Origin of the sequence: Bradyrhizobium sp. (genome assembly GCF_036735945.1) — a bacterium.
Taxonomy (GTDB): Bacteria; Pseudomonadota; Alphaproteobacteria; order Rhizobiales; family Xanthobacteraceae; genus Bradyrhizobium.
Window position 1 is genome coordinate 87,031 of record NZ_DAINNI010000002.1, and the last position, 21,766, is coordinate 108,796.

Consider the following 21,766-nt stretch of genomic DNA (forward strand, 5'->3'; position numbering starts at 1 on the left):
TGGCGCGAAGCCCGATCAGATCGCCTGCAATCCCAGCCGCTGAAACAGTTTTCGGTCAGCCTCGTGTTCCGGGTTGCCGGCCGTCAGCAGGGTGTCGCCGACGAAGATCGAGTTGGCGCCCGCAAGGAAGCAAAGCGCCTGCGTCTCGTCGCTCATCGCCGAACGACCCGCCGAGAGGCGGACATAGGATGTCGGCATCATGATGCGCGCAAGCGCTACGATCCGGACAAACTCGATCGACCCGATCGGCGCCGCTTCCGCAAGCGGCGTGCCGGCGATCGGAATCAGCATGTTGATCGGAACGCTCTCCGGCGGCTCCGGCAGGTTTGCCAGCGTCACCAGCATGTCGACGCGGTCGGCTTCCTGCTCGCCCATGCCGAGAATACCGCCGCAGCACACTTTCATGCCGGATTGCCGGACGTTTTCCAGCGTGTCGAGGCGATCGGAAAATGTCCGCGTCGACGTTACCTGCGGATAATAACTCTCCGACGTATCGATATTGTGGTTGTAGTAGTCGAGGCCTGCCGCGCAGAGTCGATCCGATTGCGCACGGTCAAGCATCCCAAGCGTCATGCAGGTTTCGAGCCCGAGCGCCTTCACCGCGCCGACGATTTCAACGATGGCGTCCATGTCTCTCGGCTTTGGATTGCGCCATGCGGCGCCCATGCAGTAGCGCGTCGCGCCGCCGTCCCGTGCTTTCCGCGCCTCCGTGACGATCCTTTCGACATCCATCAGCTTCGAGGCGGCAAGCCCGGTCGAGTGATGGGAGGACTGGCTGCAATAGCCGCAATCCTCGGGGCAGCCGCCGGTCTTGATGTTGAGCAGCTTGCTCAGTTGCACGCGGTTGGGATCGAAATTCTGACGATGAACGGATTGCGCCCTGAACAGGAGATCGTTGAAGGGCAGCTTGTAGAGCGACCATGCGGCCTCTCGCGACCAGGCGGCCGAACCAGCAGGCGGCATCGCGGCCGTCATCGTCTCATCCCGTACGTCGAGCATCCTTCGATTCTCCAGATTGTCGGATCAGCGCGTCATGGCACGGCGGCGCGGCCGGCACCAGCATTGCCGCAGCGCGCGTGCAAAAAGTCGACCGCTCACGCAATCGGACATTGACCACACAGCGGCGGCCATATCACTCTGGCTGCTACCAAGAAAAAGAAACAGGTGGGAGCCGAGCATGCACATCAAAGGCAAGGTCTGCGTCGTCACGGGCGCTGCGAGCGGGATCGGCGAAGCGGTGGCGCGGGCCTACGCGGAAGGCGGCGCCCGCGGCGTCGTTGTCGCCGACCTGAAGACGTCGCGGGACAGACTGGCGAAAGTCGCAGGCGATATCGATGGCCTGGCGATTACGGCGGATGTCGGGCTGGAAGAGGACATCAAGGCGCTGATCGCCGCGGCCGAGGACAAATATGGCGCGGTCGACGTATTCTTTTCCAACGCCGGCCTGTCGCGCAAGGGACAGGAGACCGCCTCCGACGCCGACTGGGACGTGAGCTGGCGCGTCCATGTCATGAGCCATGTGTTCGCCGCGCGTGCGCTGGTGCCGGGCATGATCGCGCGCGGCTCCGGCTACCTGCTCAACACGGCCTCCGCGGCAGGCCTGCTGGCGTCGCTTAACTCGATGCCGTATGGCGTGACGAAGAATGCGGCGGTGGCGCTCGCCGAGCATCTCGCCATTCAATATGGCGACCGCGGCATCCGCGTCTCCGTGCTGTGTCCGCAATCGGTGCAGACCGGCATGACGACGCCCGGCCCCAGCGCCGCGCGGGTCGACGGCGTGCTGCAGCCGCCGGACGTGGCGCGGATGGTGATCGAGGCGATGGCGGAAGAACGCTTCTTGATTTTGTCGCACCCGCAGGTCGCGGAATACATGCTGCGCAAGGCTTCCAACCGCGACCGCTGGCTCACCGGCATGCGCCGCCTGCGCGACAAGATCTATGGTGGGCCGGCCTCCGTGTAACCGCCGTCATTGCCTGCGACAAACGCAAAGCGCTTGTGCAAGGGATTCGGTCATTGAGCTGGTCGTGTTTGGATTGACGATCAGGATTTAGGTCATGGACATATCGTGGCCGGGATGATGCGGAGCGCAACTGCATCCCGTCGTCCCGGCCAGGCGAAGCGCGAGCCGGGACCCATACGCCGCGGCCTGCGGAATGGGCACGAGGAGAGACGGCTTCCTTCAACCACGCACCCCTGTGGTCATGGGTCCCTGCGTTCGCAGCGACGACGACCTAGCCGCCGAGGGTCGTCTCCACCCACGCCGCGAACGTATCCAGCGCCTCGCCCAACATCTCGCGGTCATTCCGCCCCGAACTCTTCAGCACATGGAAGGAATGATCGGCCCCTTCGAGCAAATGCAGCGTCGCGCGCGACCCCAGACCTTTCACAACAGGCTCGAGCAGGCTCAATTCCGCCAGCGCATCGCGCGTGCCCTGCAGGAACAGCATCGGCAGCCCGACGTCGGCAAGATGCCCGGCGCGATCGCTCGCGGGCTTGCCGGCCGGATGCAGGGGAAAGCCGAGAAAGGCGAGCCCGCGTACGCCGGGCAGGGCCTCCGCCGCCTGCGCCTGCGACGTCATCCGTCCGCCAAACGATTTGCCGCCCGCGATCAGCGCCAGCGCGGGGCAGCGGCGCGCCGCTTCCGCAACCGCGGCCCGCACCGCGGCGTGCGCAACCTTCGGCGCATCGGGCCGCTTGCTGCCCTTCTCCATATAGGGAAACTGATAACGCAGCGACGCAATGCCCCGCTCGGCAAGGCCGGCGGCGACCCCCTCCATCGACGCATGACTCATGCCGGCGCCGGCCCCATGCGCGAACGCGTAAACTGCGCGCGGCTGCGGCGGCCGCATCAGCAGCCCCGACACCGCCTCGCCGGGGCCGATCTCAATTCGCAGCCGCTCCGCCAATTCTGCCGTCATGTGATCTGTCTGACACTCTGCCGCATCATCGCAACTCTATACTGGAAAACAGCCGGGGCTGCCTCACCGAGGCCCCACGGCGCTGGATTCATGGACAGACACAGGGTGCCACTATAGGGTGGAATCTTACTAGTTCGCACGCCGAGGATGATTCGTTTTCCAGCGCCTTTTGATAACAGACCGATATTGCGCGCCGACAGCGCGGTTTTGAAGAGGGGGCAGGCCATGCGTGGCAAGACGATTGCGAAAATTGTGATCGGGCTGGCGGTCGTCGGCATCGGCTACGCCGCCTTCAAGGACGACATCGCCAAGCTCTGGCAGGATCTTCACGTCAGGATCGTGGAGCGTCCGGCGCCGAAGAAGACGGTGTGGCTCGACCAGGGGATCGCGAAGGACAAGCTGAGCTGGTTCTACCACGCCGACCAGGGAACGCGGACCTTCGGCTTCCCCTACAAGTGGCTCATGGCGCTCGAGCAGCCGACGATTTCCTGGGTGCCGTTCACCGACGTCGGTCTCTTCAGCGACCCTGCCTATCTCGATCGCTACGGCTTCATTGCCGATACCGTCATCCCCGGCAAGGAGACGCTTCCGATCGGCTTTGCGATAGGCAAGCCGATGCTCGATCCGACCGGCGCGATATGGCGCAATCCGCGAACCAAGCAGGAGATGGAAGGTGTCGGCCTGACCTGCGCGGCCTGCCACACCGGCAGCTTCACCTTTAAGGACACCGCCGTCGTCATCGATGGCGGGCCCGCGCTCACCAATCTCTTCGCGATGAAGCAGGGCATGGGCATTTCGCTGGCGCTGACGCGGTACTGGCCCGGCCGCTTCGGCCGCTTCGCCGACCGCGTCCTGGGGCCGGACTCCAGTGTCGACGACCGCGAGGCGCTGAAGACCCAACTCGACCAGGTTCTCGCCCAGTACAAGCAGGTCAAGAATCTCGAAGAACGCGTCGCCTCCCACAGCATCGTCGAAGGCTACGGACGGCTCGATGCGCTCAACCGGATCGGCAACCAGGTGTTTTCGATCGACCTGAAGAAGCCGGAAAACTACGCCGGCTCCTCCGCGCCGGTACACTTCCCCCGGATCTGGAACACGCCGTGGTTCGACTGGGTTCAGTATAACGGCTCGATCATGCAGCCGATGGTGCGCAATGCCGGCGAATCGCTCGGCGTCTCCGCGGAGCTCAACCTGACCGATCCGTCGAAGGGCCTCTACAAATCGAGCGTCGACGTGAAGTCGCTCGACGCCATGGAGATGATGATCAAGGGCAACAAGCCGCCGAACGCCGCGGACGGTTTCTCGGGACTCAGATCGCCGAAATGGCCGGCCGACATTCTGCCCGCGATCGACCAGAAACTCGCCGACAAGGGCGCTAAACTCTACGAGACCCATTGCCAGGAATGCCACCGCCCGCCGATCACGAGCGCAGCGTTCTACGATTTCAACAACAAGGACTGGTGGACCAGGAACCAGAACGGCGAAGCGATCCTCAAGGTGGAGAACATCCCGATCTCGCATATCGGCACCGATCCGGCGCAGGCGGCGGACATGATGGCCCGTACGGTCTCAGTGCCCGAAAATCTCGGCATCAAGAACCCCGGCTTTGCGTTCGCGCTCGGCGAACTCGTCGAGAAGACCGTCAACACCATCTACGACCAGACCAGGCCGCCGATGAGCGAGGCGGATCGCAAGCGGATCGACGGCTACATGCCGAACGAACTCCGCGGCGAACTGGCCTACAAGGTGCGTCCGCTGAACGGCGTCTGGGCGACGCCGCCCTATCTGCACAATGGCTCGGTGCCGACCATCGACGATCTGCTCGGCGATCCGGAGCAGCGGCCGAAGAAATTCTATCTCGGCAGCCGCGAATACGACGAGGTGAAGGTTGGTTACAAGAACATTCCGATGACCAACGCCTTCGAATTCGACACCTCGATTCGCGGCAACTCGAATCGCGGCCACGAATTTCGCAAGGATTTCAGCAAGGACAAGGCAATCAAGGGCGTGATCGGGCCGGCGCTGTCGGCGGATGATCGCAAGGCGCTGATCGAGTATCTCAAGACGCTTTGAGTTCGCAGGCACGCCACCGCGACCGGGCATTGCCCGGTCGCCATCACAAATGAATCGTTTGTGGCGAGCGCCTACCGGCTCGCCACCAGCCGCAGGCCCGGCTTGATCGTTTCTTCGAGTTCGGACTTGAGCCGGTGCACGCGCGGATCGCCCGAGCGCGCGGCGCACACCGCGAATTGATTGACCGATCGCTTGAGTGCGTGCCGCTCTTCCGCCGTTCGCGTCACCTGCGGGCTGGACAGCCTCAGCACCATGCCGCCGAGTTGCACCAGCACGTCGTCCAGCGCCCGATCCATTCCAGCAAACTGATTCATCGCACCACTCCCTCAAAAGGAGTAATGAGCCGCGCGCCGGTCCGTTCCCCGCGCGCCCGCTTACGGATAATGTCCGGTAAACGGAGGGCAATTCTATCAGCGCTTTCAGCGCGTCCGGTTGCGGGAACCATTACCAATTGAAGGAAATCGGCAAGGCCGTCCGGCAACAGGGCTGCCCGGCGAATGGCGCAATTGCCGTGACCCGGCCCGTTACCTACACTCCCGCCCTACTTCAGATGAGGCTTCGCATGATTCCGCCGCTCGATCCCGTCGTTGCCCAGATCATCCCGCTTTTGCCGCTGCGCGATCCCGCGGCGATGACGCCGCAGACCTGCCGCGACGACCTGCGCGCATTGGCCGCGGCGCGTGCGGCGGTGCCGCCGCCGCCGGTTGCAAGCGCGGAAGACATCAAGGTGAAGGGTGCGGCCGGCTTCCTCAACGCGCGGGTCTACCGGAACGCGACCGGGAAATCCCCGACCGTCGTATTCTTTCACGGCGGCGGCTGGGTCGCCGGCGATCTCGAGACCCATGACCGGCAGGCGCGCTGGCTTGCGATCGAGACCGGCGCGGTCGTCGTCTCCGTCGACTATCGCCGCCCGCCCGAGGTGCGCTTTCCCGGCGCGTTCGAGGACGCCTTCGCGGCGACGAAGGATGTCATTGCCCGCATCGCCGAGTTCGGCGGCGATGCCGCGCGCCTCGGCGTCGCCGGAGACAGCGCCGGCGGCAATCTCGCAGCGAGCACCGCCCTCGCCTGCCGCGACGCCGGCATCAAGCTCGCGGCGCAAATGCTGGTCTATCCCGTCATCGACGTGCTCGGCAATTTCGCCGATGCAGCCGAGAATGCGCGCTTTCCCTCGCGCACCGAGAACGCGGACGGCTATTTCCTGACCCGCGCGACCATGGAATGGTTTTCCGGACACTATCTCGAGGATCGCGCCCACGGCGCCGACTGGCGCGTGTCGCCGCTGCGCGCCAGCAATCTCGCAGGCCTCGCACCCGCGGTCGTCTGCACCGCCTGGTTCGATCCGCTGCGCGACGAAGGCAAGGCCTATGCGGATGCGCTGAAGGCCGCCGGCGTGCCGACCAGCTATCATGACGGCCTCGGCCTGATCCACGGCTATTTCGGCCTCGGCGAGACGTCCGAGACCGCCAGGCGCGAGGCGCAACGCGTCCGCGCCGGGTTCAAGATGCTGCTGGACAAGGGCGCGTAGCGAGGCGCCGCGCCGTCCCGGCGTGAAGCGACCGGCCGTTCACACGGTTTCGATCGTCACCTGATCGGCGAGGCGCGCGACTTCGTCAGGCCGGCATAATTCCGTTCCCGGATGGATCAGCGCCGCCGCGCCCGCGGCCACGGCCAGACGGAAGGCATCCGCGATAGCGGCCCCGCCGGCGAGCCGCCAGACCAGCGCGCCAAGGAAGCTGTCGCCGGCCCCGACCGCGCTCCGCGGCGTGATCGGGATCGGCGGCGCACGCAGGATGGCCTCGCGCGTCACCAGCGCTGCGCCAAGGTGGCCCATCGTCAAGGCCACCACCGCAGCTTTCTTCCGTTCAACCAGCTCACGCGCGGCGGTCTCCCATTCGTAGGCGTCGGAGGGTTCGCTGCCGCTCAATTCGCGCATCTCCCGCAGATTCGGCTTGATGAGGTCGACGCCCTCGGCCGTCGCTGCGGCGAGCGCCGGTCCCGACGTGTCGAGAATGAGCTTAGCGCCGCGCGGCTTCGCGATCCGCGCCACGCGCGCATAGAAATCGTCGGGAACGCCGTCAGGCAGGCTGCCGCTGGCGACCAGAAAGCGCGGAAACGGCTCGATCGCCGCAACCAGCTTCAGGCATTCCTGCCACTCGGTTTCGCCGAGCCGCGGCCCCGGCAGAATGAAACGGTACTGCTTGCCCGCGCCGATCTCGTCGACGAAGAAATTCTCGCGCGTTTCGGCCGCAATGCGCCAGGTGTGGCTGGTCACCCCTTCGGAATCGAGCAATTGCCGCAGCAGAATTCCGATCGCCCCGCCGACCGGGTAGATCGCACGGGCATCGCCGCCGAGCCGCCTGATCACCCGCGCGACATTGATCCCGCCCCCGCCGGGATCGCGCCGCTGCGTTCGGCCGCGCAGCTTGGCCACCGGCACGATCCTGTCGACAGCCGTCGAGAGATCAATCGCGGGGTTCGGGGTGATGGTGGCGATATCGGTCATCGGCTGTTTCAAACCGCGGCGATCCGCGCAAATGGACCCGAACGAGCTGGCGATCCCGGGAAGACTCGAACTTCCGACCTACGGTTTAGGAAACCGTCGCTCTATCCGGCTGAGCTACGGGACCGCGGACCTGCTGCAAGCAGGTGCTGGGCCGTTACATAGCAAAGCGGGCGCGACATCGCCAGCCCTTCGGACGGGGCCAAAGACGTGGATACCCGTGGCGTATCGCAACAGGCACCCATGCCGGGAACGGGTTAGATGTCAGCGCGTATCGATGCGTTGGTGTCGCAGCAAGAAGCCGGCAAAATGACTGCGTCCATCGTTCCCCGTTGCGACCGGCTGCCACCCGGCAGGGGTTGACGGTCCAACGCGCAAGACCGCGACTAGTTTCCAAAATGCGGGGCAATGCCGCCATCGCCAAAACTTCCGCAGCCGGCCGAGGAACATTCGCTCGCGCGTTCGGTTCTAGAAGCACCAATCAACCTTTCGAGGAGTGCTACATGCAGAAACTTTTCGCCGCGGCTCTTGTGAGCGCCGCCGTATTCAGCGTACCCGCCTATGCGCAGTCCCCGCAGACGGCTCAGCCCGCCGCGCCTGCCGCGACGACCGCCGGCTCGCATGAGAAGATGATGCTGAAGGGCGACTGGCGCGCATCCAAGCTGATGGGCCTCAACGTCTATAACGACGCCAATGAGAAGCTCGGCGACATCAACGAACTGATCGTGGACAAGAACGGCAAGGTCGCCGCTGTTGTCATCGGCGTCGGCGGCTTCCTCGGCATGGGCGAGCACGACATCGCCGTCTCCATGGACAAGCTGAAATTCATCGAGGAGCCGACCCGCACCAGCTCGACCGCACCGACGACGAAGGAAACAACGACCAGGGAAACGACGACCGGCGCGGCCACCAGCACCGCCACGACCGCGCGCGCCAACACGGCGACCGACTGGAAGCCCGACCACGCCATGATGAGCGCCACCAAGGATCAGCTCAAGGCGCTGCCGCAGTTCAAGTACTCGGACTACAACTAAAACGTCCGGCAGCTGAAACGATCAAGGCCCCACCTCGGGTGGGGCCTTTTTCGTGAGTGGATCGGGGATCAAGGCCCTTGTCGCCGATGCGCACCCCAATGCCCTGAGTCTCGATATTGTTCTTGCGAACGACGACCTGGCCCCGCGGCATGTTCGATGTCACGGCGCTTCCACGACCTGTACCGAGACCGCCATCCGGTCGAAGGCATCTGACGGTCCTTCCCATGAACCGGACAGGGGAGAAGCCTTCTCCTGTTCGCGCGACACGCCGACCGGGATATGTTCGCTGCTGACCAGCTTGTTGTTTGTGGGATCGAAGCCGCGCCATCCTGCGCCAGGAATGTAGATCTCGGTCCACGCGTGGGTCGCGCCATGCTGGCCCTCGGCCATCTGGATATAGCCGGTGACAAATCGCGCGCCGAAGCCCCAATATCGAGCGGCCTCCATCATGAACACCGCGAAGTCGCGGCATGTCCCACTGCCGCGCGTGAGGGTCTCATTCGGCAACTGAACCCCATACGCATCACGGGATTCGTATTTGAATGACCGATAAATGTGGGTGTTCAAATTGCTCAAGAGATCGGTCGTCTTGATGACTTGACCAGGCCGATAAAGATCCAGCAGCCACTTGTGGAGTATCGTGCCGTCGCAGGGATGGCTCGGCAGGCGATACGCCATCAGATCGATATGCTCCATCGAAAGTCAGAATGACGATGGAATTATCGTAGGCGTCGCGCAGCCAGCTTACCTCCGCTCTTGGTTCGACATTGACGTGCGCCCTCGCAATGTGGGCGTCGTGCCCCTCGCGGGGCCGCATCATCGCTCGATGAGGACCAAATGTGACGGGCTTCTTGTAGAAATACTCGGTCTTGTGGATGATGCGGATGCGTTTCATGAGGCAGTTCCTTTCGGCGGCACGCTGTCAGCACACGATCTCCCGCCAGTGCACCATGGTTGCCGCATTGCCCACTACCAGCAGGCCCGCAAATGAAATAGGCTTCCACGAGGCCTCAACCAATTCGCCCGACTGCAGCAAGGCATCATGACATCACCAGCCAATTCGCTTGTGGCACCGGATTTCCTGACGCTCACTCTCGGTCTGGTCGTCTATTTTTTCGGCGTGATCGTAACGCGAAAGGTCGCGTTTCTGCGCAATTACAACATCCCGGAGCCGGTCACCGGTGGATTTCTTGCGGCGGTTGCCCTGTGGGCCTTTCATGCCGCCACCGGCCGGGAAATCGGCTTCGAGATGATCGCCCGTGACAGGTTGCTGGTTATCTTCTTCGCGGCGGTTGGAATCAATGCCCGGTTGACCGATCTGCTCGCCGGCGGAAGAGCACTGGTCGTCCTGTGCGTGCTGACAACGATTTTCGTTTTTCTGCAGAACGTGATCGGAACGCTCGGCACTTCGCTGTTCGGCCTGCCCTCGGCCGCAGGCGTGATCATGGGCTCTATCGCGCTCGTCGGGGGACATGGCACGACAATCGCCTGGGCGCCCGCGATTGCGGCGGAGCATGGATTTCCTGCCGCGGTCGAAACCGGTACGGCGGTGGCGACCCTGGGTTTGATCATGGCGAGCCTTCTCGGCGGACCGGTCGCAAAATTCCTTATCGAGCGTCAAAAACTAGGCCCTGGGATTGCAGCGGCCGGCGCTGACGCGATAGCGCCTGAGGCGAACATCACGGCGATCGACAAGTACAGCTTGATGCATGCCCTGCTCATGGTCAATGTCGCCGTGATCCTTGGATATCTGGTGCACGGACCGATCACCGAGCTTGGCGTCAAGCTGCCGCTCTTCGTGCCGTGCCTCATCATGGGCATCGTATTGTCCAACACGATCCCTTTGATCTTTCCAAAGTTGCCGTGGCCCGCGCGCACGCCGTCACTGGAGCTCGTTTCCGACTATGCCCTCTCGGTATTTCTCGCGATATCGCTGATGAGCATGCAGCTCTGGACCCTCGTCGATATCGCTGGCCCGTTGCTGGTCGTCGTCGCCATGCAGGCGGTCGTGGCCGTAGCCTTCATCATCATGGTGCTGTTCCCGCTGCTCGGCCGCGACTACCAGGCCGCCGTCCTGAGTGCCGGATTCACCGGTCTTACCCTCGGAGCCACGCCGACCGCGATTGCGAGCATGACCGCCGTCACCGAGCACTACGGCCCGTCACCAAACGCGTTCATTATTTTGCCTCTGGTCTCCGCCTTTTTCGTCGACATCGTCAACGTGATCGCAATCAAGCTGTTTCTTGCTCTTTGATCAGACGCGCACGAACTCCTTCACGGAGTCCATGAAGCCTTAAGTCATCCGATCAGCATCCCCTTCGGCCGGCACTCGCGCGCCGGCCTTCGCGTGCCACTCGCCCCGCCCTACGCCTTGATGTTGTTCTCGCGCACGACCTGGCCCCAGATGCCGACCTGCCTGGCGAAGAAGGTGGAAAAATCCTTGCCGTCGGCAAGCAGCAGCGTCATCTGCTGGGTCTCCTGCAGCTGCGATGCCACGCTGGGCTCGCTCAAGATTTCCTTCACCGATTTCGCCATGCCGGCGATGATGTCGGGTGGGGTGTCCTTGGGCGCGAAGACGCCCCACCAGGCCAGCGTCTCGACATCGGGATAGCCCGCCTCGATCGCGGTCTGGGTGTCCTTGAGCACGGGCATTCGTTCGCGGCCCAATTGCAGGATCGGCCGCAACATGTTGGTGCCGAGCTGCGCGGTGATCAGCGCCGCCGATCCGATGATCATGTCGACATGGCCGCCGAGCACGTCGTTCATCGCCGGGCCGCCGCCGCGATAGGGTACGTGGGTGATCTCGACGCCGGCCTTCTTGCCCAGCACCGTCATCGCGAGATGGCCGAGCGTGCCGATGCCGACGGACGCATATTTCACCGCACCGGGATTCGCCTTGCAGGCCGCGATCACGTCGGCAAAATTCTTGTAGGGACGCTCCGCATTCGCCGCGACGACATAGGGCGCGGTGCCGACCAGGAACACCGGCACAAGATCCTTCTCGACATCGAGACCCGGCTTTTCCAGGATCGACGGAATCACCGCGTGCGAATCAAACGTCACCAGGAATGTCGCGCCATCGGGCGCGCTCTTGGCGACCTGGATGGCGCCGAGCGAACCGGCGGCGCCGGACTTGTTCTCCACCAGAACGGTGCGGCCGAGCCTGGTTTGCAGATGCGACTGCAGCAGCCGCGCCAGCGCGTCGGTGGAGCCACCCGGCGGAAACGGCACCACCAGCGTCATGTTCTTGGCCGTCTGCCCCAGCGCCGGCGTCACCACAAACGCGGCCGATGCCGCAAGCAGATTGCGTCGTGTAATCTTCACCTGAACTTTCCTCCCGATGACGCCTGCGATCTTGTTTTTGTTCGCAGGCTTTATCTATGTCCCGAAGCCGGACCCGGCTTTCTTATACTCGGGCCGCGGCGGGCTGAAAATGTCAAGCACACGCGCCCCGTCGGGTCCTGCCCGCATGGTGTGCGGAACGTTACCGGGCGTGCGCCAGAAGTCGCCCTTCTTCACCGCTATCTCCTCCCCGCCCTGAACGCGGATCGCGGAGCCGTCGAGCAGCACGCCCCATTGCTCCTCGGGGTGATGATGCAAGGTGCCTTGCGCGTTCGGCCCGAGCGTCACCACGGAGAGCATGGCCTGCTCGCCGGAAAAGATCCGCGTCGTGACGCCGGCGGCGAGTTCGCGAAACAGGCCGTCGGCCGGGTTGTCGAGATTGTGAAACTCGTCCTTCTGACTCATGATTCCTCCGTCAGGCTTCAAGACACGTCGGGCTTCAGGACTTGCCGTAGCTGCCCTGGTAGCGGCCTTCGCGAATCGAGATGATCGTTTGTTCCTCGCGCGCGATCTGGGCGCGCACCGCTTCCAGCAGGCTGGCCGCCACAGCAGTGGGAAACGACACCACGCCGTCCTCGTCGCCGACCACGATGTCGCCGGGCGAGATGACCGATCCGCCGATCGAAACCGGCACGTTGATCTCGCCCGGGCCGCTCTTGTAGGGGCCGCGGTGGATGGCGCTGCGCGCAAAGCAGGGAAACTCCGAGGCCGCGAACGAGGCGACGTCGCGGATCGCGCCGTCGATCACATAGCCGACGGCGCCCCTGTATTCGGCGATATTCTTCATGATCTCGCCGACCAGCGCCCGCGACTCATCGCCCCCGCCATCGACCACGATCACGTCGCCGGGGCCGGCCAGTTCGAGCGCCCGGTGGATCGCCAGATTGTCCCCCGGCCGCGTGCGCACGGTGAAGGCGACGCCGACCAGCTTGCCGCCGCGATGGAAGGGCCGCAGGCCGACCGCTCCCGGCAGCCGGGCAAGATTGTCTGAAATGACCGAGGTCGGCGCGCCCCTGAAGGCCTCGATCAGGTCGGGCGCGGGCTTCGGCACGCTGGTCATGGCTGTCGTGATGCTCATGCAGACTGTTTCCCCCTTGTGCCTTGAACCAGGCCGTTTTCAGCCATCAAGCCTTTTCAGCCATGCCGCATGGCGCGGCCACTTGAATTGTTCCGTTGCCGCAAAACCAATAGCATTCCGCAGGAGCAGCTATAATGGATTTGCAACACACCATGCGGCAGTCCTGCGACACCTTATCATCGGGTTCCACGGGCAAGCCACGGCCGCAACGTGAAATCGCGCTTGCCTGGCCACACCTGTTAATATCAGTTTAACCAGACCATTCGACGCTACGATCGGATTCGACGATTCAAACCAATCGCTTCACAATGCCATTTCAGAACCTTTCGCCTTCACCGGCGCTCTCGATCGTTGAGTTTTCCGACATCGACGCCTTCCGGCCGGTCGAGTTCGTCGCGGAAGCTCGCAGCGTGCCGCTCAGCCTTGCGAATTTTCATACGGCGCGCGCAATCGTGCAGTTGCCGCATTGCCAGATCGGCGTGCTCTCCTCGTTTCCGCGCATCATCGATGTCAGCTACCGCTCCGCGCAGGGCGTTGTCATCTTCCAGCTCAAGGACGCCCACGAAGTATCGGTCAACGGTCTCACCGTGGACCGTCCGACCTTTGTCGGCATGCGCGGCAATGTGGATCTGCAATTCGTCGAGCCGCACGGATCACTGCACGCCATCATCACCTTGGGGCCCGCCCTGCGCGACCGTGAATGGCTCGATACGCCGGACGAGTTATGCGCGTTCACGCCGCTTGCCGACGACCTGGCGACGGTTCGATCGGCCACCACGCGCATTCTGCAGATGGCTTCCGCCCGGCCAGACCTGTTTCAGGAGCCGAATTCGGCGCTCACCATTCAGGAAGGCCTGTTGCGCGCGATCGATGAGATGTTCCGCGGCAGCAGGACGTCGGAATTGACGAACCGGATTGCCAGCCGCGGCTATTGCCGTCTCGTGCGCATCATCGACGAGTATGTCGCCTTCCATGCCGCCTCGGCGATCTACAGCGCCGACCTTGCCGAAACATGCGGCGTGTCGGTGCGAACGCTGGGCACCGCGGTCGCGACCGTGCGCGGCATGAGCCTGCACCGCTATTTGCGTCTCAAGCAACTCTGGTCGGCCCGCGGCCAGCTCGTGAAAGGATCCGACGCCGTCACCGTGACGTCGTGCGCGCGCGCCAACGGCTTTCATCACATGGGCGAATTCGCCAGGCTCTATCGCGCGACCTTCCACGAAACGGCGTCGCGCACATTGGCCCGCGCCCGAGGTTCTGACTAATTGAGGCTCCGACTGATTCTTGCCACAATGTGGCGTACTTCTCCGGCCGCTCTAAGATGGCGCGGTTAGAATCGGTTCAACATCTCGCGCGCAGTCCTGCTTCGCCATTGGATTTCTTCAAATTTTCTAATGGCCTAGCACCGTGTTCCAGCGGTCACATGGCACAGGTAGAGTCTCAACACCAGCGGGAAAATCGTGCAATTTCGGCGTGACAGCGCTGCCAAAATGATGACAATCGACTCAAGCAAAGTTCCCAAGAGAATCGACAGGAAACTCTCGTCCGTGATCGCCTCACGTGCATCTTCATTTGTTGTAGCCACGATCGGCGGGCTGTTCGTGCTCGCGCCGTTGGCTGCGGATGCCCAGTGGTGGCGCAGCGCGCCGTATGACTTCGAATCCTGCGCCGACGTGGCCGAGCAGGCGAAGACCAAGGAAGAAAAGACGACGAAGCTCGCCGAGTGTAATGCGAAATACGCCGGCCGCCGCAAGTCCGGTGGCGGATACACCTATTACGACTTCATGCAGGACCGGACCTTCGACATCGCGGGCCCCAACCCGACGCCGGAAGAGCAGAAGAAGATCGACGAGCAATATACCGCCTATCTCGAGCGCGAGCGGCGCAATCACGCCGCGGCCCAGGCGGCCGCCAAGCAGGCAGAGCCGCCGGCGCAGGAGGTCCAGCAGGTCTCGCTGCGCGACGAGCCGATCTCCCCTCCACCGGTCGAATTCGAAAAGGTGCCGATACCGGTGGCAAGCCCGGTCAAGCAGGCCGCGCGCCTGCGGGCCGCCCATTGCGCCAAGAACCAGTTCTCCTGTGAATGGCCGCGGCTCTCCGAGAGCCTCAACGGGCTGAAGCGGATTCTGAATCCGCAGCAACAACCGCAACAACAGCAGCAAGCCTCCAGGCAGAAGAAGGGCTGATCTTTCCGATCAGTGCGTCCGCCCGCGCTTGACGCGGCGCGACTTGACGGCCGGCGCTGTGGCCGCACGCGACGCCGCCCGCTGCTCTTGCAGCCTCGCATCATAGCCGGGCGACGGTGTCACCGTCGGCGGCACGGCGCGGGCCGGGGTCGATGCCGCGCCCGCCGAGACAACCGCAATGGCAACCGCGATCAGCGCCAGATTTATTCGCTTCATTCGCCTCTCCCTCGCGCGCAATCAGTTCAACACATTTTCGCGCGTTCAGCTCGCGCGAACCTGATCCGGCGTCAGGCCGGGCGATCCCCGGCCCTCGCGCTCGGCACGCCGGATCAATTCCACGATCCGGCGTGACAGCGGCGCCTTGAGCCCGTGACGCACAGCTATCCCGGTGATGACGCCCTGCAGATAGTCGATCTCGGTGCGGCGGCCATGTTTCAGATCTTCCCACATCGACGAACGCGCCTCAGGATCGATCTTCATGGTCCGCCCGAGCAGCGCTTCGAAGATCGTATCAGGCAGGCGGAGCAGCGACGGCAGCCATGCGAGCGGGACCGGCGTCGGCGACACCGGCCTGATGCCCTCGGCGCGGATCGCGGCGAGACCCTCGGCGACCTGGTCGGCGAACAGGCGCCGCCATTCACGCTGACCGATTTGCCGGCGCAGCGGCAGGTCGGCCAGCGCGTTGAGCGCGTTGTTGAGATTGAGCAGCAGCTTGCCCCATTGCACGCCTTCGATGTTCGTCCTGCTGCGCACCTTCAGGCCCGGCACCGACAGCTTCCCGGCCGGCAGCGCCTCGTCCCGTTCGATCACGATGTCGCCGGAGGTCGCGCGATGAAACCGCCCCTCACCCAGCGCGATCACGTTGAACGGCACCATGCCGCCGAGCACGCGCCGCCCCGGCAGGCGCTCGCGCAGCACCGCAACGTTGCCGACACCGTTTTGCAGGCTGACGACGACGGCATTGGCCGGCGCATGCTTCGCGATGATGTCGGCCATACCGGCGGTATCCGCGCTCTTGACGGTTACCAGCACGGTGCCGGCGCCTTCGAAAATAGAAGGATTTTCCGACAATGCGAGTGAGGCACGTGGAATGGTCCGATCGAACCCTTCAAAACTCGTCGACCGCAGCCCATTGGCTTCGATTTCAGTAATCACGCGCGGGCGCGCCAGCAGCGCGACGCGGCGGCCGCTGGCCGCCAGCATGCCGCCGACGAAGCAGCCGATGCTGCCCGCCCCCGCAATACCGATCGCCGGCCCCGAAACCATTTCGCACTCACCGCGTTACACCGGGCTTCGAATAGCAGAGCGCGCGTGCCGTGCCTATCGCAGGCGCCGGCCGTGCCACTTCTTGTAACAGTCATGGCCCGCCGTTATGTTGACGCGGGGCTACGGAGGAGACGACCATGGGTTTACTCGACGTACTCAACGGCATGCAGAATGGCCCGCGCGGCCCGAGCACCCCCAGCGCACAATCCGATAGCGGCGGCGGCATGTCGCCCATGACAATGGCGATCCTGGCGCTGTTGGCCTGGAAGGGCATCAAGCATTTCACCGGCAATCAGGCCGGCGCCGCGCCGCGCCCCACACCCGTACCTCCGCCCGCACCCGGCCATGTGACTGCCGGCATGCCCGGCGGCGGCGCGGGCGGGATGAGCGACCTGCTCAAGGGCGGGCTGGGCGGCCTGCTCGCAGGCGGCGCGGCTGGCACCGTCCTGAGCGGCGGCCTCGGCGATCTCCTCAAACAGTTCCAGCAGAACGGGCTGGGCGATCAAGCCGACTCGTGGGTCAGCAACGGGCCCAACAAGCAGGTCTCGCCCGGCGACCTCGCCAACGCGCTCGGCGTCGACCAGATCGACTCCCTCGCCTCGCAGAGCGGCCTGTCGCGCAACGATCTGCTGCAAGGCCTCAGCCAGTACCTGCCCGACGTCGTCAATCATCTGACGCCGGACGGAAGGCTGCCGAGCGACAACGAGATGTCGGGCCGGATTTGACGCCGCGCATCAGCGCGGCAGCCCCGCGCTGCTTCACCATCGACGGATCGGAAAGGGACAGCACATGAGCGGCATCATCTGGGTCATCGTCGTCGGCTTCATCGCCGGCATCATCGCGCGGATCGTTTCGCCGGGGCCGAACAACCCGAGCGGCTTCATCCTGACCACGGTGCTCGGCATCGCCGGCGCGTTTCTGGCCACCTTCATCGGCCAGGCCATCGGCCATTACGGCCCGGACCAGGGCGCCGGCTTCATCACCGCCACCATCGGCGCGCTGGTGGTGCTGTTCATCTGGAACCGGCTGGTGGCCAGCCGGGTGATATCGGATCCCGGGAATCGATAGAGGGCACCATTCCCTCCGCCGTCATTGCGAGCGAAGCGAAGCAATCCATCGTGCGGCGGGCGAAGCATGGATTGCTTCGTCGCTGCCGCTCCTCGCAATGACGGGGTTAGTCCGTAGCCGTCACAGCACCAGATGCATGCCCGCATCCATGCGGACGAACTCGCCCGTCATGTTGCTCGACGCCGGCGAGGCCAGGAAACACACCAGTTGCGCGATGTCCTCGGCGGTGGACGCGATCTTCAGCGGCACCTTCGCGACCACGGCGTCGCGCACCGCCTTCGCACCGGCCTCGCCGCGGCCCTTGGTGAACCACGGCGTATCGATATAGCCGGGGCACACCGTGTTGACGCGGATCAGCGGCGCCAGCGCGCGCGCCAGTGATTGCGTCATGGTGTTGAGCGCGCCCTTGCTCGCGGCATAGGCGACCGAGGAGCCGCCGCCGGAAATGCCGGCGACCGAGGAAACGTTGACCACGGCGGACGGCTTGCCGGAAGCCTTCGCGCCGGCTTCGAGTTGCGCGCGCGCCGCGCGGATCATCTGGAACGGGCCGATGGTGTTCACCGCATAGATGCGCTGAAAATCCTCCGCCGACAGCCCGTCGAGATCGTGATGCGGCACGTGCTTGGTCGTGCCGGCATTGTTGACGAGCACGTCGAGCCGGCCCCAGGACGCGGCGGCGGCCGCGATCTTCTTGCAATCCTCGTCGCGCGAGACGTCGCCCTGCACCACCACGACCTCGGCGCCGGCGCTGCGGCAGAGGTCGGCGGTGGCTTCAGCTTCCGCCTTGCTGTTGGAATAATTGACGACGATGCGCGCGCCGCCCCTGGCCAGAATGGCGGCGGTAGCGGCCCCGAGGCCCGAGGCAGAACCGGTGACTATCGCGCACAAACCATCCTTCGACATCCGCATTTCCTTCTGTTGTTTTTGGCTGGGCTTCGAACGCGCCCGCTGGTAGGCCGGCCGTACCATATCGCGCGGCCGATCGCGCGCAACCTCGGCCAAATCCGTTTCGCGGAATTATTCTCGGATGCTCGATCATCATGCCGCCCTCGCAGGCCGCCCTGCGGAGAGCGCTTGTCAGGGCTATGGCTTTTGCCCATCATAAAGCGCAAGAAAAGACCGCAGCCGCCCCCGGCGCTATCCGTCGGGATTGGCATGCCAATTTCAAATCGGGGAACGCTGTGGCGGAGAGTGAGAACATCGTTGCCGAGACCGCGGAGAAAATCTTCGCCGATCTCGCCGACGCCCAAACCATCAATCGCGACAAGAAGGGTGAATGGAAAGCGCCGCTGTGGCAGGCGCTGACGGACGCCGGTCTGCCGCTGGCCTGGGTGCCGGAGGATTGCGGTGGCTCGGGCGCGTCGCTGGCCGAAGGCTTCAGCGTGCTGAGCGCCGCGGGCCGCTTTGCCGTCGCAGTCCCACTCGCCGAAACCATGCTGGCCGGCTGGCTGCTCGCCCAGGCCAGGATCGCTTCGCCCGACGGCGAGATGACGGTGGTGCCGGCGAGCCCGAAGGACCGGATTACCGTCAATGCCGACGGCAGCCTCTCGGGCCGGGCCCGCGGCGTGCCGTTCGCCAAGGCCGCCAGGCATTTTGCGGTGCTCGCCGCCGATGCGAAGGGCAACTTCTCCATCGCCCTCGTCGACGCCGGCAAATGCCGGATCGAGTCCGGCCTCAACCTCGGCGGCGATCAATCCGACGTGGTGACGCTCGACAAGGTGCAGCCGGCCGCGATCAAGCCGGCGCCGAAAGGGTTCGACCAGACCCGGCTGATGCTGATGGGCGGCGTCGCACGCTCCCTGCAGATCGCGGGCGCGCTGGAATCGATGCTGGAGATTTCAGTGCGCTATTCCAACGAGCGCGTCGCGTTCGAGAAGAAAATTTCCAAGTTCCAGGCGGTGCAGCACAATCTGGCTCGGCTTGCCGGGGAATCGGCGGCGGCGCTGGCCGCGGCAACCTCGGCCGCCGACGCGATTTCCAACGCCACCGACTTCAACGACGAAGTGTTCCTCGAAGCCGTCGCGGCAAAAATCCGCTGCGCGGAAGCAGCGGAGAAAGGCGGCGGCATCGCCCACCAGGTGCACGGCGCGATCGGCTTCACCATCGAGCACATCCTGCACCGCTATTCGCTGCGCGCGCTCGCCTGGCGCGACGATTTCGGCTCGGAAAGCTACTGGGCGGTCGAGCTCGGCAAGCTCGTCTGTGTCAGAGGCGCCGATGAATTGTGGCCGCTGGTCGCCTCGCGCTGACATCCACACTGATTTGCTGAGAAGTCGAGATAGACAATGACCGCAGCCCTTCGTTTCGATCCGATCCGCCTGCCGGAAAAATGCGAGCAACTGCGCAAGGAAGTCCGCGCCTTCCTCGCCGAGGAAATCGCCGCCGGCACCTTTGATCCGCACAAGCCGAACCGCGAAGACACCGACGTGCCGGAATTCTCCCGCAAGGTCGGCGAGCGCGGCTGGCTCGGCATGACCTGGCCGAAAAAATACGGCGGCCACGAGCGCTCGTTCCTCGAGCGCTATGTCGTCACCGAGGAAATGCGCGTGGCGAACGCACCGACGCGGCGCTTCTTCGTCGCCGACCGCCAGAGCGGCCCGGTGCTTTTGAAATACGCGCCCGAACACATCAAGATGGAGATCCTGCCGCGCATCTGCAAAGGCGAGATCTGCTTTGCGATCGGCATGAGCGAGCCGAACTCCGGCTCGGACCTGTTCGCGGCCAAGACCCGCGCCACCAGGACCGATGGCGGCTATCTGATCAACGGCACCAAGATCTGGACTTCCTCGGCCCATATCGCCGACTACATGATCGCGATCTTCCGCACGTCGCCGCCGACGAAAGAGAACCGCCGCCACGGCCTGACCCAGTTCCTGGTCAAGATGAAGCAGCCGGGCATCCAGGTGAATCCGATCGGCCAGATCACCGGCCAGTACGAGTTCAACGAGGTCGTCTTCACCGACTTCTTCGTTCCCGACGATCACGTGCTCGGCGAGATCGACGGCGCCTGGAAGCAGGCGACCAGCGAGCTCGCCTATGAGCGCTCAGGTCCCGAGCGCTTCCTTGAGACCTATTATGTCCTGACCGAACTGGTGCGCGCCGTCGGCAAGAATCCCGACACCCGCAGCGCCGAGGGCATCGGCCGGCTGGTGGCGCAGGTCCACACCATGCGGCGCATGTCGGTGTCGGTGGCTGGCATGCTGCAGGCCGGCAAGGAGCCGGTGGTCGAGGCCTCCATCGTCAAGGACATCGGCACCATCTGGGAGCAGCAGCTGCCGCACCGCGTGCGCGAGCTTGCCGCCTTCGTCGAGGAAACCGCCACCAACCGCGAGACGCTGGAAAACCAGCTCGCCTTCGCCACCAAGACCGCGCCGAAACTGACGATCCAGGGCGGCACTACCGAAGTGCTGCGCGGCATCATCGCCCGCGGGCTCGGCTTGCGCTAATTCAACGAGGAAACCTCATGACCAAATATACTGATATCGGCGTCGAGAAGCACGGTCACGTCGGCCTGATCGAAATCCGCAAACCGCCGCTGAACTTCTTCGACGTCGCGCTGATCAACCAGATCGCCGACGCGCTGGAGGAATTCGACAACGACGTCGAGATACGAGCTTCCGTGCTCGCCGCGCAAGGCAAGGCGTTCTGCGCCGGCGCCGACTTCTCCGATCCGAAGCGCAAGGAGCAGGAAGAGGAATCGAAAAAGGACCCGGCGGCGAACCTGCCGATCAACCATCTCTACGTCCAGGCCGTGCGCATCTTCCGCAACAAGAAGCCGATCGTCGCCGCCGTTCACGGCGCGGCCATCGGCGGCGGCCTCGGGCTTGCCGTCTCCGCCGACTTCCGCGTCACCTGTCCCGAAGCGCGCTTCGCCGCCAATTTCACCAAGCTCGGCTTCCATCCGGGCTTTGGCCTGACCGCGACGCTGCCTGACCTGGTCGGCAAGAACAATGCGGAGCTGATCTTCTACACCAGCCGCCGCGTCACCGGCGAAGACGCCACAAGGATGGGCCTCGCCAACATCTGCGTGCCGCAGGACCAGGTCCGCACTGAAGCGATGAAGCTCGCCGCCGAGATCGCCGAATGTTCCCCGCTCGGCCTGATCTCGACCCGCGCCACCATGCGCGCCGGCCTCGCCGACCGCGTGCTGGCCGCGACCAACCACGAACTCGTCGAACAGAACAAGCTGCGCCAGACGGAAGATTTCAAGGAAGGCGTCAAGGCCACCGCCGAGCGCCGCGTCGCGAACTTCAAGGGGCGGTAGGGCGGCGCAACTCCCTCAACACGTCGTCCCGGCCTTG

Annotated in this window: 23 protein-coding genes, 1 tRNA gene and 1 pseudogene; 12 read left to right on the forward strand and 13 right to left on the reverse strand. The window is 64.3% G+C overall.

Annotated elements, in window-relative coordinates:
• Positions 1 to 15: 15 nt before the first annotated feature.
• Entirely contained in the window at positions 16 to 999 is a 984-nt protein-coding gene (gene bioB, locus V7E26_RS01300; RefSeq protein WP_324412633.1) for a biotin synthase BioB, read from the reverse strand.
• A gap of 178 nt (positions 1,000 to 1,177) precedes the next feature.
• Here bioB and V7E26_RS01305 point away from each other — a divergent pair, with 178 nt between their 5' ends.
• Entirely contained in the window at positions 1,178 to 1,960 is a 783-nt protein-coding gene (locus tag V7E26_RS01305) for an SDR family oxidoreductase (RefSeq protein ID WP_324412635.1), read from the forward strand.
• 271 nt (positions 1,961 to 2,231) lie between these two features.
• Here V7E26_RS01305 and V7E26_RS01310 read toward each other — a convergent pair whose 3' ends face one another.
• Complete coding sequence (locus V7E26_RS01310) at positions 2,232 to 2,918, reverse strand: alpha/beta hydrolase family protein (RefSeq protein WP_324412637.1); 687 nt, start codon at positions 2,916 to 2,918, stop codon at positions 2,232 to 2,234.
• A 225-nt stretch (positions 2,919 to 3,143) separates the two neighbouring features.
• Between V7E26_RS01310 and V7E26_RS01315 the strand changes: the two genes are divergently transcribed.
• A complete protein-coding gene (locus tag V7E26_RS01315; protein ID WP_324412639.1) occupies positions 3,144 to 4,991 on the forward strand; it encodes a di-heme-cytochrome C peroxidase in 1,848 nt (615 codons plus the stop codon).
• Positions 4,992 to 5,062: 71 nt separating this feature from the next.
• Here V7E26_RS01315 and V7E26_RS01320 read toward each other — a convergent pair whose 3' ends face one another.
• The gene (locus V7E26_RS01320; RefSeq protein ID WP_324412641.1) at positions 5,063 to 5,305 is read right to left on the reverse strand and encodes a hypothetical protein; all 243 of its coding nucleotides are present in this window, start codon (positions 5,303 to 5,305) and stop codon (positions 5,063 to 5,065) included.
• Positions 5,306 to 5,553: 248 nt separating this feature from the next.
• On the opposite strand from V7E26_RS01320, the gene V7E26_RS01325 reads away from it, so the two are divergent.
• Positions 5,554 to 6,516: an alpha/beta hydrolase gene (locus tag V7E26_RS01325; RefSeq protein ID WP_324412643.1), complete on the forward strand. Its 963-nt coding sequence runs from the start codon at positions 5,554 to 5,556 to the stop codon at positions 6,514 to 6,516.
• Positions 6,517 to 6,555: 39 nt separating this feature from the next.
• On the opposite strand, the gene V7E26_RS01330 is transcribed toward V7E26_RS01325, so the two are convergent.
• Positions 6,556 to 7,494, reverse strand: coding sequence for a 1-phosphofructokinase family hexose kinase (locus tag V7E26_RS01330; RefSeq protein ID WP_324412645.1), 939 nt, complete (start codon positions 7,492 to 7,494; stop codon positions 6,556 to 6,558).
• Between the two features lie 47 nt (positions 7,495 to 7,541).
• Positions 7,542 to 7,618: transfer RNA gene (locus V7E26_RS01335), tRNA-Arg, on the reverse strand.
• Between the two features lie 376 nt (positions 7,619 to 7,994).
• On the opposite strand from V7E26_RS01335, the gene V7E26_RS01340 reads away from it, so the two are divergent.
• The gene (locus tag V7E26_RS01340) at positions 7,995 to 8,525 is read left to right on the forward strand and encodes a PRC-barrel domain-containing protein (RefSeq protein ID WP_324412646.1); all 531 of its coding nucleotides are present in this window, start codon (positions 7,995 to 7,997) and stop codon (positions 8,523 to 8,525) included.
• 159 nt (positions 8,526 to 8,684) lie between these two features.
• Here the strand turns inward: V7E26_RS01340 and V7E26_RS01345 are convergent, their stop codons facing one another.
• Together V7E26_RS01345 and V7E26_RS29965 are read right to left on the reverse strand one after the other, a co-directional pair.
• Positions 8,685 to 9,221 carry a transglutaminase-like domain-containing protein gene (locus V7E26_RS01345; RefSeq protein ID WP_324412648.1) on the reverse strand — a complete coding sequence of 179 codons (537 nt, stop codon included), beginning with the start codon at positions 9,219 to 9,221 and terminating at the stop codon, positions 8,685 to 8,687.
• A 49-nt stretch (positions 9,222 to 9,270) separates the two neighbouring features.
• A pseudogene (locus V7E26_RS29965) lies at positions 9,271 to 9,420 on the reverse strand (transglutaminase N-terminal domain-containing protein); the annotation flags it as partial.
• Between the two features lie 171 nt (positions 9,421 to 9,591).
• Between V7E26_RS29965 and gltS the strand changes: the two are divergent.
• On the forward strand, positions 9,592 to 10,779 hold the full coding sequence (gene gltS, locus V7E26_RS01350; RefSeq protein WP_324412650.1) for a sodium/glutamate symporter: 1,188 nt from the start codon (positions 9,592 to 9,594) through the stop codon (positions 10,777 to 10,779).
• A gap of 110 nt (positions 10,780 to 10,889) precedes the next feature.
• Here the strand turns inward: gltS and V7E26_RS01355 are convergent, their stop codons facing one another.
• Genes V7E26_RS01355 through V7E26_RS01365 form a run of 3 tightly spaced genes read right to left on the reverse strand, consistent with a single transcriptional unit; the run spans position 10,890 to position 12,945 of the window.
• Positions 10,890 to 11,849: a Bug family tripartite tricarboxylate transporter substrate binding protein gene (locus V7E26_RS01355; protein ID WP_324412652.1), complete on the reverse strand. Its 960-nt coding sequence runs from the start codon at positions 11,847 to 11,849 to the stop codon at positions 10,890 to 10,892.
• 54 nt (positions 11,850 to 11,903) lie between these two features.
• On the reverse strand, positions 11,904 to 12,272 hold the full coding sequence (locus tag V7E26_RS01360; protein WP_324412654.1) for a cupin domain-containing protein: 369 nt from the start codon (positions 12,270 to 12,272) through the stop codon (positions 11,904 to 11,906).
• A gap of 34 nt (positions 12,273 to 12,306) precedes the next feature.
• Positions 12,307 to 12,945, reverse strand: a complete 639-nt coding sequence (locus V7E26_RS01365) for an RraA family protein (RefSeq protein ID WP_324412656.1) — start codon at positions 12,943 to 12,945, stop codon at positions 12,307 to 12,309.
• A 308-nt stretch (positions 12,946 to 13,253) separates the two neighbouring features.
• Here V7E26_RS01365 and V7E26_RS01370 point away from each other — a divergent pair, with 308 nt between their 5' ends.
• A complete protein-coding gene (locus tag V7E26_RS01370) occupies positions 13,254 to 14,210 on the forward strand; it encodes a helix-turn-helix domain-containing protein (RefSeq protein WP_324412658.1) in 957 nt (318 codons plus the stop codon).
• Positions 14,211 to 14,438: 228 nt separating this feature from the next.
• Entirely contained in the window at positions 14,439 to 15,131 is a 693-nt protein-coding gene (locus V7E26_RS01375; RefSeq protein ID WP_324412794.1) for a hypothetical protein, read from the forward strand.
• A 9-nt stretch (positions 15,132 to 15,140) separates the two neighbouring features.
• On the opposite strand, the gene V7E26_RS01380 is transcribed toward V7E26_RS01375, so the two are convergent.
• Positions 15,141 to 15,347 (reverse strand): hypothetical protein, encoded by a 207-nt coding sequence (locus V7E26_RS01380; RefSeq protein ID WP_324412660.1) that lies wholly within the window; start codon positions 15,345 to 15,347, stop codon positions 15,141 to 15,143.
• Between the two features lie 45 nt (positions 15,348 to 15,392).
• Entirely contained in the window at positions 15,393 to 16,397 is a 1,005-nt protein-coding gene (locus V7E26_RS01385) for a 2-dehydropantoate 2-reductase (protein WP_324412662.1), read from the reverse strand.
• A gap of 137 nt (positions 16,398 to 16,534) precedes the next feature.
• Between V7E26_RS01385 and V7E26_RS01390 the strand changes: the two genes are divergently transcribed.
• Entirely contained in the window at positions 16,535 to 17,122 is a 588-nt protein-coding gene (locus V7E26_RS01390; RefSeq protein WP_324412663.1) for a YidB family protein, read from the forward strand.
• A gap of 64 nt (positions 17,123 to 17,186) precedes the next feature.
• A complete protein-coding gene (locus V7E26_RS01395; RefSeq protein WP_324412665.1) occupies positions 17,187 to 17,465 on the forward strand; it encodes a GlsB/YeaQ/YmgE family stress response membrane protein in 279 nt (92 codons plus the stop codon).
• A gap of 120 nt (positions 17,466 to 17,585) precedes the next feature.
• Here V7E26_RS01395 and V7E26_RS01400 read toward each other — a convergent pair whose 3' ends face one another.
• Positions 17,586 to 18,368 (reverse strand): SDR family NAD(P)-dependent oxidoreductase, encoded by a 783-nt coding sequence (locus tag V7E26_RS01400; protein ID WP_324412667.1) that lies wholly within the window; start codon positions 18,366 to 18,368, stop codon positions 17,586 to 17,588.
• A 278-nt stretch (positions 18,369 to 18,646) separates the two neighbouring features.
• On the opposite strand from V7E26_RS01400, the gene V7E26_RS01405 reads away from it, so the two are divergent.
• Genes V7E26_RS01405 through V7E26_RS01415 form a run of 3 tightly spaced genes read left to right on the forward strand, consistent with a single transcriptional unit; the run spans position 18,647 to position 21,729 of the window.
• A complete protein-coding gene (locus tag V7E26_RS01405) occupies positions 18,647 to 19,714 on the forward strand; it encodes an acyl-CoA dehydrogenase family protein (protein WP_324412669.1) in 1,068 nt (355 codons plus the stop codon).
• A 36-nt stretch (positions 19,715 to 19,750) separates the two neighbouring features.
• Complete coding sequence (locus V7E26_RS01410) at positions 19,751 to 20,911, forward strand: acyl-CoA dehydrogenase family protein (protein WP_324412671.1); 1,161 nt, start codon at positions 19,751 to 19,753, stop codon at positions 20,909 to 20,911.
• Positions 20,912 to 20,928: 17 nt separating this feature from the next.
• Positions 20,929 to 21,729 carry an enoyl-CoA hydratase/isomerase family protein gene (locus V7E26_RS01415; RefSeq protein WP_324412673.1) on the forward strand — a complete coding sequence of 267 codons (801 nt, stop codon included), beginning with the start codon at positions 20,929 to 20,931 and terminating at the stop codon, positions 21,727 to 21,729.
• Positions 21,730 to 21,766 lie beyond the last annotated feature (37 nt).

Bases quoted from the DNA above. Each gene is read 5' to 3' on its own strand.
- V7E26_RS01385 (WP_324412662.1), bottom strand. From the start codon at position 16,397: ATGGTTTCGGGGCCGGCGATCGGTATTGCGGGGGCGGGCAGCATCGGC.
- bioB (WP_324412633.1), bottom strand. From the start codon at position 999: ATGCTCGACGTACGGGATGAGACGATGACGGCCGCGATGCCGCCTGCT.
- V7E26_RS01315 (WP_324412639.1), top strand. From the start codon at position 3,144: ATGCGTGGCAAGACGATTGCGAAAATTGTGATCGGGCTGGCGGTCGTC.
- V7E26_RS01340 (WP_324412646.1), top strand. From the start codon at position 7,995: ATGCAGAAACTTTTCGCCGCGGCTCTTGTGAGCGCCGCCGTATTCAGC.
- V7E26_RS01375 (WP_324412794.1), top strand. From the start codon at position 14,439: ATGACAATCGACTCAAGCAAAGTTCCCAAGAGAATCGACAGGAAACTC.
- V7E26_RS01415 (WP_324412673.1), top strand. From the start codon at position 20,929: ATGACCAAATATACTGATATCGGCGTCGAGAAGCACGGTCACGTCGGC.
- V7E26_RS01345 (WP_324412648.1), bottom strand. From the start codon at position 9,221: ATGGAGCATATCGATCTGATGGCGTATCGCCTGCCGAGCCATCCCTGC.
- V7E26_RS01390 (WP_324412663.1), top strand. From the start codon at position 16,535: ATGGGTTTACTCGACGTACTCAACGGCATGCAGAATGGCCCGCGCGGC.
- V7E26_RS01325 (WP_324412643.1), top strand. From the start codon at position 5,554: ATGATTCCGCCGCTCGATCCCGTCGTTGCCCAGATCATCCCGCTTTTG.
- V7E26_RS01330 (WP_324412645.1), bottom strand. From the start codon at position 7,494: ATGACCGATATCGCCACCATCACCCCGAACCCCGCGATTGATCTCTCG.
- V7E26_RS01365 (WP_324412656.1), bottom strand. From the start codon at position 12,945: ATGAGCATCACGACAGCCATGACCAGCGTGCCGAAGCCCGCGCCCGAC.
- V7E26_RS01360 (WP_324412654.1), bottom strand. From the start codon at position 12,272: ATGAGTCAGAAGGACGAGTTTCACAATCTCGACAACCCGGCCGACGGC.
- V7E26_RS01410 (WP_324412671.1), top strand. From the start codon at position 19,751: ATGACCGCAGCCCTTCGTTTCGATCCGATCCGCCTGCCGGAAAAATGC.
- V7E26_RS01370 (WP_324412658.1), top strand. From the start codon at position 13,254: ATGCCATTTCAGAACCTTTCGCCTTCACCGGCGCTCTCGATCGTTGAG.
- V7E26_RS01400 (WP_324412667.1), bottom strand. From the start codon at position 18,368: ATGTCGAAGGATGGTTTGTGCGCGATAGTCACCGGTTCTGCCTCGGGC.
- V7E26_RS01395 (WP_324412665.1), top strand. From the start codon at position 17,187: ATGAGCGGCATCATCTGGGTCATCGTCGTCGGCTTCATCGCCGGCATC.
- V7E26_RS01380 (WP_324412660.1), bottom strand. From the start codon at position 15,347: ATGAAGCGAATAAATCTGGCGCTGATCGCGGTTGCCATTGCGGTTGTC.
- V7E26_RS01305 (WP_324412635.1), top strand. From the start codon at position 1,178: ATGCACATCAAAGGCAAGGTCTGCGTCGTCACGGGCGCTGCGAGCGGG.
- V7E26_RS01320 (WP_324412641.1), bottom strand. From the start codon at position 5,305: ATGAATCAGTTTGCTGGAATGGATCGGGCGCTGGACGACGTGCTGGTG.
- V7E26_RS01310 (WP_324412637.1), bottom strand. From the start codon at position 2,918: ATGACGGCAGAATTGGCGGAGCGGCTGCGAATTGAGATCGGCCCCGGC.